General features: G+C 64.2%; 14 protein-coding genes and 1 pseudogene. 1 reads left to right on the top strand and 14 read right to left on the bottom strand.

The genetic code is table 11. The features are described 5' to 3' along the window. Nucleotides 1-20: 20 nt before the first annotated feature. The 13 genes and pseudogenes from WHZ77_RS22735 to WHZ77_RS22675 form a co-directional block, all read right to left on the bottom strand. A complete protein-coding gene (locus WHZ77_RS22735) occupies nt 21-989 on the bottom strand; it encodes a zinc-binding dehydrogenase (RefSeq protein WP_375309984.1) in 969 nt (322 codons plus the stop codon). Nucleotides 990-1,014: 25 nt separating this feature from the next. Continuing rightward, on the bottom strand, nt 1,015-2,010 hold the full coding sequence (locus WHZ77_RS22730; RefSeq protein WP_375309983.1) for an NAD(P)H-dependent flavin oxidoreductase: 996 nt from the start codon (nt 2,008-2,010) through the stop codon (nt 1,015-1,017). Nucleotides 2,011-2,451: 441 nt separating this feature from the next. Beyond that, nucleotides 2,452-3,012: a hypothetical protein gene (locus WHZ77_RS22725; protein WP_375309982.1), complete on the bottom strand. Its 561-nt coding sequence runs from the start codon at nt 3,010-3,012 to the stop codon at nt 2,452-2,454. A gap of 195 nt (nt 3,013-3,207) precedes the next feature. After that, nucleotides 3,208-3,858 (bottom strand): hypothetical protein, encoded by a 651-nt coding sequence (locus tag WHZ77_RS22720; protein WP_375309981.1) that lies wholly within the window; start codon nt 3,856-3,858, stop codon nt 3,208-3,210. A 57-nt stretch (nt 3,859-3,915) separates the two neighbouring features. Further along, entirely contained in the window at nt 3,916-4,113 is a 198-nt protein-coding gene (locus tag WHZ77_RS22715; protein WP_375309980.1) for a hypothetical protein, read from the bottom strand. 217 nt (nt 4,114-4,330) lie between these two features. Further along, a complete protein-coding gene (locus WHZ77_RS22710) occupies nt 4,331-4,666 on the bottom strand; it encodes a hypothetical protein (protein ID WP_375309979.1) in 336 nt (111 codons plus the stop codon). A 12-nt stretch (nt 4,667-4,678) separates the two neighbouring features. Further along, nucleotides 4,679-5,026: a hypothetical protein gene (locus WHZ77_RS22705; RefSeq protein WP_375309978.1), complete on the bottom strand. Its 348-nt coding sequence runs from the start codon at nt 5,024-5,026 to the stop codon at nt 4,679-4,681. Nucleotides 5,027-5,206: 180 nt separating this feature from the next. Next, nucleotides 5,207-5,991: pseudogene (locus WHZ77_RS22700) on the bottom strand (fumarylacetoacetate hydrolase family protein). After that, a complete protein-coding gene (locus WHZ77_RS22695) occupies nt 5,988-7,007 on the bottom strand; it encodes a 2-dehydropantoate 2-reductase (RefSeq protein WP_375309977.1) in 1,020 nt (339 codons plus the stop codon). The pseudogene WHZ77_RS22700 and the gene WHZ77_RS22695 overlap by 4 nt, the downstream one beginning before the upstream one ends. Before the next feature lie 100 nt (nt 7,008-7,107). Next, the gene (locus tag WHZ77_RS22690; protein ID WP_151642559.1) at nt 7,108-7,536 is read right to left on the bottom strand and encodes a CBS domain-containing protein; all 429 of its coding nucleotides are present in this window, start codon (nt 7,534-7,536) and stop codon (nt 7,108-7,110) included. A 178-nt stretch (nt 7,537-7,714) separates the two neighbouring features. Beyond that, complete coding sequence (gene oxlT, locus WHZ77_RS22685; protein WP_375309976.1) at nt 7,715-9,031, bottom strand: oxalate/formate MFS antiporter; 1,317 nt, start codon at nt 9,029-9,031, stop codon at nt 7,715-7,717. A 257-nt stretch (nt 9,032-9,288) separates the two neighbouring features. Further along, nucleotides 9,289-10,581 carry an oxalate/formate MFS antiporter gene (gene oxlT, locus WHZ77_RS22680; protein WP_375309975.1) on the bottom strand — a complete coding sequence of 431 codons (1,293 nt, stop codon included), beginning with the start codon at nt 10,579-10,581 and terminating at the stop codon, nt 9,289-9,291. Nucleotides 10,582-10,818: 237 nt separating this feature from the next. Continuing rightward, nucleotides 10,819-10,956, bottom strand: a complete 138-nt coding sequence (locus WHZ77_RS22675; RefSeq protein WP_375309974.1) for a hypothetical protein — start codon at nt 10,954-10,956, stop codon at nt 10,819-10,821. Nucleotides 10,957-11,313: 357 nt separating this feature from the next. Here WHZ77_RS22675 and WHZ77_RS22670 point away from each other — a divergent pair, with 357 nt between their 5' ends. Beyond that, nucleotides 11,314-12,645, top strand: coding sequence for an Hsp70 family protein (locus WHZ77_RS22670; protein ID WP_375309973.1), 1,332 nt, complete (start codon nt 11,314-11,316; stop codon nt 12,643-12,645). A gap of 34 nt (nt 12,646-12,679) precedes the next feature. Here WHZ77_RS22670 and WHZ77_RS22665 read toward each other — a convergent pair whose 3' ends face one another. Beyond that, the gene (locus WHZ77_RS22665) at nt 12,680-13,123 is read right to left on the bottom strand and encodes an SRPBCC family protein (RefSeq protein ID WP_375309972.1); all 444 of its coding nucleotides are present in this window, start codon (nt 13,121-13,123) and stop codon (nt 12,680-12,682) included. Nucleotides 13,124-13,177 lie beyond the last annotated feature (54 nt).

Below are 13,177 nucleotides of genomic sequence, written 5' to 3'. Positions count from 1 at the left end.
CCCCGGAATGACCGCGCCCCCTATAGAGTCACCACGATCTTCCCCAGGTGCTTGTTCGCCTCCATGTGTGCGAAGGCCTGATCGATGTCGTCGAACGCGTACACCTTGTCGATCGGCAGTTGCAGCTTGCGCGACTCCACCGCGCCCCAGACGTCCTTGCGGACTTCGTCGAAGATCTCGCGGACCTCCTCGATGGTGCGGGTGCGGAAGGTGACGCCGATATAGCTGATGCGGCGGGCGGCATGCAGGTCGAAGTTGAAGTCGGCATGGGTGCCGCCGAGCCGGCCGACATTGACGATCCGGCCCTTGATCCGGGTCGCGGCCAGGTTCTGGTTGGCGACCTGGCCGGAGACCTGATCGACGATGAGGTCGACGCCTTCGCCGCCGGTCGCCTTCAGGACCTCGTCGACCCATTTGGGGTCGGAGGAGTCGACCGCGAGGTCGGCGCCGTAGTCCGTCAGCCGGCTGCGCCGATAGGCATCGGTCGACGAGCCGATCACGAGCCTGGCGCCCTTGAGCTTGGCGATCTGCATCGCCATCAGGCCGACGCCGGAGCTGGCGCCCTGGATCAGTACGCTCTGGCCCGGCCGCACGCCGCCGACGGTGACGACGGCGTTGTGCATGGTCGCGAGCGCGACGGGGAGGGTGGCGGCCTCTTCGAAATTCATGTTCGAGGGGGCGCGGAACAGCCGGCCGTGATCGGCCAGCGTGTATTCGGCGAATGCCGCGCCGCCCGAGCCCATGATGCGGTCGCCGACCTTCACGCCCTTCGCATCGGGTCCGAGCTCGGCGACTTCGCCGGCCCATTCCATTCCGAGCACCGTGCCGACGCCGCCGGCCGCGCCGTGGGCGTGGCCCTTGCGCATGCCGGTGTCGGCGCGGTTCAGCCCGCAGGCGCGGACGCGCACCAGCACCTGCGTGCCCAAAGGTTTTGGTTGAGCGACGTCGGAAATCCGAGCGCCGTCAGTGCCGTAGACGTAAGCCTTCATGAATTACTCTCGCTTCTTGCAGTGATTATTCCGCAGCTTGCGCTGTCGGATGAACGATCATGCCTTCGAGCCGGCCGCGGATGATGGCCTCCGCCTCACGCACGATGCGGGAGACGAGCTCGGCGCAGCTCGGAATGTCCTGGATCAGACCCTGCACCTGGCCAGCCGACCAAATGCCCTCGTCGGAATCGCCCGTCGCATAGACCATCTTGCCGCGGGCGCCCGCAACGAGCTCGCGGATGTCCTCGAACTTGGCGCCTTCCTTCTCCATCGCCACGACCTTGGTCGAGATCGCGTTCCTGGCGACGCGCGAGGTGTTGCGCATGGTGCGGAAGATCAGCTCGGTCTCGCGCTCGTCGTTGGCGACGATCTTCTCCTTGATGAGCTGGTGGATCGGGCTTTCCCTGGTCGCCATGAAGCGGGTGCCCATGTTGATGCCTTCGGCTCCCAGCGCCAGGGCGGCGACCAGGCCGCGGGCGTCGGCAAAGCCTCCCGAGGCGATCATCGGGATCTTGATCTTGTTGGCCGCTGCCGGGATCAGGATCAGGCCGGGGGTGTCGTCCTCGCCGGGATGGCCGGCGCATTCGAACCCGTCGATCGATATGGCGTCGACGCCCATGCGCTCGGCCGAGAGGGCATGGCGGACGCTGGTGCATTTGTGCACGACCTTGACGCCGTGCTTTTTGAACTCGTCGACATGCTCCTGCGGCTTGTTGCCGGCGGTCTCGACCACGGTGATGCCGCTCTCGATGATGGCGGCACGGTATTCGGTGTAGGGCGGTGGCTTGATCGCGGGCAGGATGGTGAGGTTGACGCCGAACGGCTTGTCGGTGAGGTCGCGGCAGCGCGCGATCTCCTTCCTCAGATCCTCCGGGGTCGGCTGGGTCAGCGCCGTGATGAAGCCGAGCGCGCCGGCATTGGCAACGGCGGCGACCAGCTCGGCGCGCCCGACCCATTGCATGCCGCCCTGGACGATCGGGTGCTCGACGCCGACGAGTTTGGTGAACCGTGTCTGCAGCATGATGTTTCCCCCTGGGTGGCCCGCAGGCTCTGTTGTCGATTGATGCCGGGAGGATGCCGCTCAGGTGGAGAAAAGTCTATTGCGGGGGCGTGCGGAGGGGGCGGGGCGATCATGCGAGGGACGAGGGTGATTCCGCGGGGCGGATAATTAGGGTGGCTCGTGTCCCGGACGCGCTGCAACGCCTCTTGGCGTTGCGGCGCAGAGCCGGGGACCTATGCCATCCGCGGTGTTCTCGGAAAGATGGGCCCCGGCTCTGCAACGCACCGCTGAAGAAGCGCTGCGTTGCGTCCGGGGCACGAGAGCATCTGTTGATATTTGTACGGCATCGAAATTCGCACACCTTCGCCTTCTCGCGGCATTCCGCCTGAGCTTTGCTCCCCGTCGCGTCGCCCTTATCGAAGCAAGGGTGCCGGGAAGGCCGGGCGCCAACCGGCACCTGCGTCAACCTTGGCCACGAAGCCTCAGAAGTCGCGATGGAATATACTCGACGTCGATGCTGATGCCGTCTCCACTCAGAGGGTTCGCCGTATAGACGACGGAGACAGACAACTCGAATTGGCTCACAATCGTCAGGATGGCGATCGTGAGAGCGGTGTCTCCACTCGGGGCTCCGCCCAGCAGCATCTCTGCGATACGGCAACAATCATCCATCGTCGCCCCCAACGGAGGAAGCTTGATGACCTCTGCCTGACGTGCAGCAAACGTGGTGGGATCGGCGACGTCGGGTTCACGCGCAACAACGGCGCCTGAGTTGATCAAGGGCAGGACGAACTTCAGAACCGGCGCGGTCACCAGATTGAGATTTTGAATGTTGACCTCGGTTGCGTACACGCCCGGCCGGGCGCCCGCGACACAACAACAGTTCGTCTCGGTCTGTTTACCGCATACGATCTTCGCGCTGTATGCAAAGAGGCCCTCGGCTGCCGCCGGTATGGCGCCGAGCTTTTCGAGAAGTGGATGCTTCAACCGGTCAGCACTTGGGCCCGTCTGATTGTTAGCCATCTCGACCTCCATGAAGGGTTGGTGGAACGGATGAGCGGCACCTGGGCGCGTTGCTTAAATTCCTCGGTCTTGGATTCCTCGGTCTTGCCTCGATTGACTCTTGATCACTCTTCACTAGACGCGTTGCGAAGCGCCTACTCACGACCTATAATAGCACTGTCGAGGAATGCTCGCCACCTCATGTTGCAGGCGGGATTACTCCGCCGACAGCCGCACCATTTGCCGGCCGCCGTTTGCTTCCTTCAGGCTGTTGACGAAGTTTTCCGGGCGTTGCCAGCGGTAGGGGACCTTCAATCCCATGTACTCGGCGATGTCGCCGATGAAGCCGGTGCAGTTGGTGGTCTCGGCGTTCCAGACCGGCGAGCTCGCCTGCAATTTCTTGATATAGGCGAACACGCGTTTGGCGTCGGCTTCGTTCAGATAGACCCGGTAGCTCGCGGTGAGATAGTCCGGATCGAGATCGCCGTAGCTCGCGCCGGTCTCGGACGGCACCCAGGTGAGATGGCCGAGAACGTAGGCCCAGGTGTCGCCGGCGGGCGTGAGTCCTGCGACCTCGACGGCGCGCTCGCTGGTCTTGCCGTACCAGACGAAAGCATGGCCCCAGCTCGCCGCCGTGCGCGCGCGAAAGTCGACGTAGTAGGGACCTTTCTCCGCGCGCACGACGGGGCGCCGCGTCGATTGCGGCGCCGGTCGTGAAACGGAGTCGGTCGTGGCAAGCGCGTTGGCATCGGCAACGCGCTTGTTCGCTTCGTGGGCCGAGGCCGAGGGCAGCGTGCACGCGATCATCGCCGCAAGGGCGAGTCCCGCAAGGATGCAGGATCCCGATCGATCAGGTTTGTTCGTCATGCGAGCCCCCTCGACTGTCGGCCGTTTACGCTGGTGACGCGTCTACGATGCTGCGCGTCAGTAGCGCGAGACGACCGGGCCGGGTGCCTTGCCGATCGGGGCCTTTCCAACCGGGCTCTTGCCAATCGGCATCTTTCCGATCGGCGCCTGCGGCTGGACATAGACGGGCTGCCGGCGCGGCAGATCGGCCGCGTTCGCAACCGTCACCAGAGCAAACGTAGCACCCAGAACAAATACAATCTTCTTCACAGTCATACCCCTGAAGGTTTGGTCCAAACACGGCAGCGCCGTGCCCCCAGACACGTCTCACAGAAGGGCGTCGGATTGCGTCCACAGTGCGGCATCCGAGCGACATGTTGGCGGCATCTGCCGAGCGCGCGCAAAAGTGATGTGTCTGGATGTTCGGAGTGCGGAGGTCAGGATCGGTAGAGTGAAAGCGAAACCCATCCTTGCGGCCTCTCTACGCAGCTCCTCACCCGATCCGGTTCAGGCTGTTGCGGATCGTCGAGAAGATGCCGCCGATGTCCTTGCGCAAGGCATCGAGCGCGTTGAAATGGTCGAAGATGTGGGCCAGCCGATCCTCGACTTCGCGCTTGCTCCTGGTCAGCGCGTCGACGCGCGAGGTGAGGGTGACATCGCCGTTCGCCTCGATCTCGTCCACGGTCCTGGCGAGCAGGTCGCGGGTGGCGCTGACGTCGGCGATCATGGCCTCGATGCCGAACACCGGAGCCTTCAGCGGGACGAGGTCGGCCTGCGACTTCGACAGTTCCGTCTTGAAGGCGTTCAGCGTCGCCAGTGTCTCCTGCAACGCGCCGAGGCGCTAGCGCGACTGGAGGACGAAATCGTTCAGCGCGTTCTGGCGGTCGGCAAGTGACTTGCCGTCGGGATCGGTTTCGACATCCGCGAGCGAGCGTTCGAGCTGGGCTCGGCGCTGGGCGAGCTCCTCGAAGTCGAGGCCGACCGTCTTGAGGATGTTGAAGCTGTCGTCGACGCGTGCAAGGCGCTGCTCGATCTCGATCTTGTTCTTCGACAGCGTCTCGACGCGGGTGCCGAGCGGCGCTTCGCCGCCGGTCTCGAGCTCGTCGATGTTCTTCGCGAGGCGGTCATGGCTGAGCCCGAGCTCGCTGATCAGGGCGTTGATGCCGGCGTCCGTCGAGCGCAGCGGCACCAGCTCGGCGTGGGATTTCGCCAGATCTTCCTTGTACTGGTTAAGGGTCGCAAACGTCCGAGCGGTGGAGGGCGTGCGGAGGTTGCGGGGTTTTCCCGAAGTGGGGGGATGGCGCTGGCCCAGTCCTCAGTCGTCATTCCGGGCTCGGCGCTCTGCGCCGCCCCGGAATGACAGCGAGAGCTACAGCCGAAACTCGTTGGTCAGCTCGCCGATGCCGTCGATCGCGACGGTGACGATATTCACCGGCTCCTTCATCACGCCGACGCCGGCAGAGGTGCCGACGGCGATGAGGTCGCCGGGGAGCAGGGTCATGTCACGGGAGATCCTGCTGACCAGATCCTGGGCGCTGAAGATCATGTCCGCGATCGGATAGTTCTGCCGCTCGGCACCGTTGAGGATGGTGCGGACCGTGAGCCTTGCGGGATCAAGGCCGGTCGCGATGGCAGGGCCGAACGGGCCGTAATCGTCGATGCCTTTGGCGCGGGCCCATTGGGGGAAGGTGGGATCGCGCGTGAGGATGTCGTTGGCGGTGATGTCGTTGACGCAAGTGTAGCCGAAAATGAAGCTGTCCGCCTCATCAGGCAAGACGCGCGCGCAGGTCTTGCCGATGACGATGCCGAACTCACCCTCATAAGTGGTCTTGCCGTCGTAACAGGAGGGGCGCGGATCACGGCGCCCGGCGTCGTGATGCTGGTGGTGGCTTTCAGCAGATAAAGCGGCTCCGGCGGCTCGGGCTGGTTCAGCTTGGCGGCGAGCGCGTGAAAACTATTCCAGAGCGCGACGATCTTGCTGGGCGCGCACGGGGCGAGCAGATCGACCTCCGACAGCACCAGCGTCTTTCCGGTGGGCGCTTTGCGGCCGAACATCTCGCCCTCATGCCCGCTGATGCCTGGCGAGGTCAGCGTGCCGAAACCGGTCGAGCCGGCGTGGCGGAAGCGAAGCCATTTGGTGACGTCCGCCATCATGCCACCGCCAGTGCATGCGGATCGGCCGGCGTCGAGACGCCGTCATAGAGACCGGCGATGCGGGCGCGCTGCGTCACCATCGCCAGCACCGAGTCGAGCGCGGGCGTCGGAATTCCGGTCAGCCGGCCCATCTCCTGCACCACGGTGACGAGCGGGTCGATCTCCATCGGGCGGCCGCGCTCGAGATCCTGCAGCATCGAGGTCTTGTGCGCGCCGACCTTGCGGGCGCCCTCGATGCGGCGCTCGACATCGACGCGGAATTTGACGCCGAACGTCTCGGCGATGGCTTGCGTCTCCACCATGATCGCGCGCGACAGCGCGCGCGTGGGCGGATCGGTGCAGATCACGTCGAGCGTTGCGTGAGTGAGCGCGCTGATCGGGTTGAAGCAGACATTGCCCCACAGCTTCAGCCAGATCTCGTCGCGGATGCGGTCGAGCACCGGCGCTTTCAGTTCGGCCGAGACGAACAGATCGGCAAGACGTTGCACGTCCGGCGTGATCTCGCCGGAGGGCTCGCCGAGCGGAAAATTATTGCCGTAGACGTGGCGGATCACGCCGGGCGCCTCGATCTCGGTGGCGGGATAGACGATGCAGCCGATGGCACGCTCGGCGCCGATCTCGCGCCACTGCCGTCCGCCAGGGTCGATGCTTTCCAGCGTCGCATTCTCGTAAGCGCCGCCGTGCCTGTAGAAGTACCAATAGGGGATGCCGTTGACGGCAGTGACGATGCGGGTGTGGGGCCCGAGCAGCGGCTGCATCTTCTCGATCACGCTGGTGATCGAGTGCGCCTTCAGCGTGATGATGATGAAATCCTGCACGCCGAGCTCAGGGGGATTGTCGGTGCAGCGCGGATGCACCGTGTGCGTCTCCTCGCCCGTGAGCAGCGTCAGGCCGCGCTCGCGCATCGCGGCGAGATGGGCGCCCCGTGCGACCAGGCTGATATCGGCGCCCGTGCGCGCGAGCTGAACCCCGAGATATCCGCCGATCGCGCCGGCACCGTAGATGCAGATCTTCATGAAATCCTCACGGGTGGCCGGAATTTTGGGACGAGGGATCCTGTCCGGCTCGGATGGGTCCGAGCCGGGCTGGTCGTCGCAGGAGAGGGGGCGTGCCGCTTCAGGCTGCTGCCTGCGGCGTGCCGTTGATCGCTTCGTCAACGGCAGCGGCGATGTCGCGCATGCTGATGACGGAGACGAGGCTGTAATCGTCGATCACGGGCAGGTGCCGGATGTGATTGCGGTTCATCAGGTGGCGGACGTGCTCGATCGTGTCCGAGGAGGTGCAGGAGACGAGCTGCTGCACCGAGACGAGCTGCGAGACCTTGACGTTGACGCCGTTCGCGCCGTGCTCGGCGACGGCGCGCACCACGTCGCGCTCGGTGAACATGCCGACGGCGGTGTTGCCCTCGGAGCGGACCACGTCCTTGACCACCAGCGCGCTGATATTGTTGGCCCGCATAAGCTTGGCGGCGATACCCACCGTTTCGTTCATTCGCACCGTGACAACGCGCGGTGTCTTCTTGCGCAGAATGTCTCCGACCAGCATTGCAACCTCCCTGGGGTGAACGACGGGGGAAGTGTGGTATACATAATACCAATCGTCAAGCGCTCGATTTGGCTGATCCGAGAAATCTTGCGGCAGGACTGCTGACGTTTGTCGCGAGACAAAAAAGAAGGGGCGCATCGTTGCGCCCCTTCGCGATCTTGCATTGGCGTGTGGCGGCTTACGCCGTCTTGGCGTTGCCGGTTGCGGAGGTGGCGCTCTCGGCTTCTTTGCCGAGGATGAAGGAGCGGCGCAGCGGCTTGATCACGAACAGCGCCATCAATGCCGCCGTCGCGTTCAGAGCCACCGCGACCACGAACACGGCCTTCCAGCCATAGGCGGCCGAGATTACGCTGGCGAGCGGAACGAGCAGGGACGCCGTGCCCTTCGCAGTGTAGAGCATGCCGTTGTTGGTGGTGGCGAATTTCGAGCCGAACGTGTCGCCGCAGGTGGCGGGGAACAGCGAGTAGATCTCGCCGAACACGCCGAAGTAGACCGCGGTCGCGAGCACGAAGACAACGGGCACGTGGCCGTAAGCCGACAGCGTCAGCAGCATCACCGCCGCCGTGCCGAACGCGATGAACATCGTGTTCTCTCGGCCGATATTGTCGGAGACGAAGCCGAAGAACGGGCGGCCGAAGCCGTCGAAGATGCGGTCGAGCGAGATCGCGAACGTCAATGCCGCCATCTGGAAGCCCGCGAGCGTCACCGGCGTGTTGGCGATCTTGAAGTCGTGCGCGATGGGAGCAATCTGCGCCGCAGTCATCAGGCCGCCGGATGCGACCATGACGAAAACGAGGTACATCACCCAGAAAATAGGGGCGCGCAGCACCTGCGGCGGGGTGAAGTCGATCTTGGTCTGCGGCAAATTGAGCTGCTTCTTCTTCGGCGGGATCGAGATCCGCGGCGGCTGGATGAAGAAGGCGAGCACGAACACGATCAGGCCCTGGCCGATGCCGAACTTCAGGAACGCGCTCTGGTAGCCGCTCGACGCGATCATGACCGCGATCGGCACCACGGTGAGCGCGGCGCCCGCGCCGAAACCGGCGGCAGTCGCGCCGGCGGCGAGGCCGCGGCGGTCAGGAAACCACTTCAGCGCGTTGCCGACGCAGGTGCCGTACACCGCGCCCGCGCCCATGCCGCCGACGACCGCAGCCGCGTAGAGCAAGGCGAGCGAGTCGGCGTAGGAGTTGAGCACCCAGGACAGCGCGATCATGACGCCGCCGAACATGACGACGATGCGCGGACCGTATTTGTCGACGAACCACGCCTCGACCGGCACCAGCCAGGTCTCGGTGACAACGAAGATGGTGAAAGCGAGCTGGATCGCGGCGCGACCCCAATGGTGAGCCGCGTCGATCGGATCGACGAACAGCGTCCAGCCGTATTGCAGGTTGGCGATCATCGCCATGCAGACGATGCCCATGGCGAGCTGAAACCAACGGAAACCTGTGCGAAGAGGCGCGGCTGTGACGGCGCCATCCGTGCTGGAAATCATAAGAACCTCCCAACGCGCCTGATTGTCGCGACCTGGGATTGCAAGATGACCCAGTGTCGCAAATGTTGTGGCTTATCGTCGCAAGCGCGGTGGGGGAGATTGGTATACCATATTCCAGAAGGCAAGCCTTATCTGGGGCCGCGACGCAAGAAAATGCCCCGTTCCGTTCGCATCGCCGGAATCGCGCAGGCTTCGCGCAAAACGAAAACGCCCGGCCGTGAGGCCGGGCGTCCGTGAACGAGCGATGGTGGCGTGCGTCAGGCGGCGACGGTCGATTTCGCGACCACGATCTTGCGCCAGGGTTTCAGCACCGCGATTGCCAGCGCCGAGGCGAGGATGTTGGCGCCGGCCGCGATGATGAACACGCTGTCCCAGTTGCCCGACGACTGCTGCATGTAGTTGGCGATCGGGACCAGCAGCGCGGCCGTGCCCTTTGCGGTGTAGAGCAGGCCCGCATTGGTGGTCGCGAATTTGGCGCCGAACGTGTCGGTGCAGGTCGAGGGGAACAGCGAGTAGATCTCACCCCAGGCGAAGAACACGAAGCCCGAGAGCAGCACGAACCAGATCGGATCGTGACCCCAGAGGTAGAGCATCCAGATGCCGAAGCCCTCCATGCCGAAGGCGATGAACATCGTGTTCTCGCGGCCGATCATGTCGGAGACCCAGCCGAAGAACGGACGCGTCAGGCCGTTGAGCACGCGGTCGATCGTGGCTGCGAACGTCACCGCCGTCATGGTCATGCCAATCAGCGTGACCGGCACGCTGTCGACCTTCCAGTCGACCGCGATCGGTTTCAGGTTCGCCGTCACCATCAGGCCGCCGGCGCCGACGATCACGAACATGAAGTACATCAGCCAGAAGATCGGTTGGCGCAGCACCTCGGTCGGCTGGTAGTTGCGGCGCGTCTGCACCAGCGCGGCGTTCGCCACCACGGCCGGGACCTGGCCCGGCTTCGGCGCCAGCAGGAAGAAGGCGAGGATGCAGATGATGATGCCTTGTCCGAGGCCGAAATACAGGAAGGTGGTCTGGAAACCAGAGTCCTTGATCATGGCCTGGATCGGCGCGACGGTGAGCGCGGAGCCCGCACCGAAGCCGGCTGCCGTGATGCCCGCGGCGAGACCGCGCTTGTCGGGAAACCATTTCAGCGCGTTGCCGACGCAGGTGCCGTAGACGCCGCCGGCGCCGATGCCCGCGATGATCATGCCGAGATAGAAGCCGTTGAGCGTGGTGGCCTGCGCGTTGATCGCCCAACCGATGGCGCAGAGAATGCCGCCGATCAGCACGACGAGGCGCGGGCCGTATTTGTCGACGAACCAGCCTTCGATCGGCACCAGCCAGGTCTCGAACAGGACGAACAGCGTAAAGGCCCATTGGATCGAGGCGCGATCCCAGCCGAACTTCTTCTGGATGTCGGGGACGAAGAACGTCCAGCCGTATTGATAATTGGCGATCATCACCATCGCCGCTACACCGACCGCCAATTGCGCCCAGCGATACGTGTCGCTGACGCGCGCGGCTGTAGGGGCCGTTGCCTGCACCATGTCCGTCATAAAGCCTCCCGTGGCGCCTCTATTTTTCTGCGAGCGCTGGAGCGGCATTCTTGTATTCATTATGCCAAGGTTCAAGCGCCGGTCCGGTCACCGTGCGCAAATGCCGCAGGACCTTTCCGGCCCAGCTGGGAATCGGACAACGCAAATAGAAATGGCCCCGTCGTGCGGGGCCATTCATCAAAAGTAGTATATCGACGGTTCTGAAACCGGTGCGGCGCGGCGCGCTCGCGGCGCTGCTTACAGGCCGAAGCGGGGCAGGTCGCCGTTGTGATTGGAGATCTCGGCGCTCGCCATCAGGAAGCGGTCCACCGCGGCCATGAAGCGGGCGAACAGCGAGGAGGATTGGGCGAGGGCGACGGAAGCGGTCTTGGACATCGGAATTCCTTTCTCGAGACAGTCAGTATTGCTGTCTCATTTCGAAGGGCAATTTACGTATACCAGATGCCAGTGTCCATGCATGCCAGCGCATGGCAGCATGCGCGCTCCCGCATTGCAGCATAATCGTCTGCTAAAGCGGCCGTTTCGGGCTTAAGATTGGCCGGAAACATACCAAAGGGGCGAATTCGGCTCCGAAACGATCGGGAATCGCGGTGCGCTGGTGGCTCCCGTTGCCCAGATCCGCAACACTTTCGGGCGGTCCCGCCACCGCGCTGCAACATCTGCGGCCTTGGCAGAGCAGGTCAAAGCCGTTAGTGGTCTGCCCCCTTTTCCAATCAAGCGTCAGAGTGGTTCATGTCGAGCGCTTCGTCCGCTGTCTCGATCGGCATCGATTTCGGGACCAGCAATACGGTCGTTGCGATCGCGGCGGATGACCGCCGGGTCGAGGCCATCCGCTTCGACCACGGCGGCCAGCGATACAGCGTCTATGTGTCGGCCCTGTGCTTCTGGGAGGACCGGCCGGGAGCCGGCGCCCAGGCCGAAGGCGGCCCGTGGGCGATCGAGACGTTCCTGGAAGGACGCCACGCCTACCGCTTCCTCCAGTCGTTCAAGACCTTTGCCGCGAGCAGCAGCTTCAACACAACGCAGGTGTTCCGGCAGCGCTTCAAGTTCGAGGACATCCTGGCGGCGTTCCTGCGGACACTGGCGCGCCATGGCGGCGACAAATTCGATTTCGAGACCTCCACCATCACGGTCGGCCGTCCGGTGCGCTTCGCCGGCGGAAATCCCGACGAAGCGCTGGCGATGCAGCGCTACCGGGCTGCGTTCGAGCGTCTCGGCGCCGGCCACGCGCGTTATGTCTACGAACCCGTGGGTGCCGCGTTCTCCTTCGCCCGCCGGCTCGAGCGCGATGCGACCGTGCTGGTCGCGGATTTCGGCGGTGGCACCAGCGATTTCTCGGTGATGCGTTTCTCGCGCACGGGGGGTGTCTTGCGCGCCGAGCCCCTCGGCCATGCCGGCATCGGCATTGCGGGCGACACGTTCGACTACCGCATCGTCGACCACGTCGTCTCGCCGCGGCTGGGCAAGGGCTCCAGCTTCCGCTCGTTCGACAAGGTGCTGCCGGTCCCCAGCGGCCACTACACCAACCTCGCGCGCTGGCATCAGCTCGCGATGATGAAGAGCAACGGCGATCTGCGCGAGCTTCGGGAGCTTGCGCGCAGCGCGCTGAAACCGGAACTGCTCGAGGATTTCATCACCATCGTCGATCTCGATCTCGGCTTCTCACTTTATCGAGCTGTGTCGGATGCCAAGGTCGCGCTTTCGGCAAAGCACGAAGTCGACTTCCGCTTCAAGGGCGGCGGCGTCGACATCGGTTCCACCATCACGCGGAAGAACTTCGATTCCTGGATTGCCGACGACGTCGCGCGGCTCGGCGCCACCGTCGACAAGGTGCTGGCCGAGGCCGGCATCACCGCACGCGAAATCGAGAAAGTGTTCCTGACCGGCGGGACCTCGTTTGTACCCGCCGTCCGGAAGCTGTTTGCCGACCGGTTCGGCAACGAACGGCTGATGTCGGGCGACCAGTTCGAGTCGATCGCCTACGGGCTCGCGCTGATCGGGCACAGTCCCGATCCGGACCGCTGGACTGCGAGCGGCGGGCTCGAACCGAAGGCGGGCGCGTAACCTCGGCCGTCCCGATGCTCGCGCCGTCTGGGCGTTACTGATTGATCTCGGGCTCGACGAGCCTTGCCAGATTCCGCAGCGATTCCTGCCAGCCGAGATAGCAGGCCTCCGGAGGAATGACGTCCGGGATGCCCGCCTGGGTGATATCAAGCTCGGTGCCGACCGAGACCTTTTTCAGGATCACGGTTACCTCGATCTCGCCGGGCAGATTGGGATCGTCGAACCTGTCGGTGTAGCGGAGACGTTCGCCGGGGAGGAGCTCGAGATATTCACCGCCGAATGAATGGCCGGCGCCCGTCGTGAAGTTGCGGAACGACATCTTGAACGTGCCGCCGACCTTCGCCTCGAGATGCTGCACGGTGCAGGTGAAGCCGTTCGGCGGCAGCCATTTCGCCAGCGCGTCCGCTTCGATGAAGGCGCGATAGAGTTTCTCCGGGCTGGTCGAGAGAACGCGGTGCAGGCGGACAGTGTTCGGCATGGTGGTCATCCCTGTGACTTGATGGGCCCGACATTGGCGTCTACGGCCCGTTCA

Origin of the sequence: Bradyrhizobium sp. A5, from assembly GCF_042076515.1 — a bacterium.
GTDB lineage: Bacteria > Pseudomonadota > Alphaproteobacteria > Rhizobiales > Xanthobacteraceae > Bradyrhizobium > Bradyrhizobium cosmicum.
This window is presented reverse-complemented; position numbering and strand designations above follow the sequence as displayed.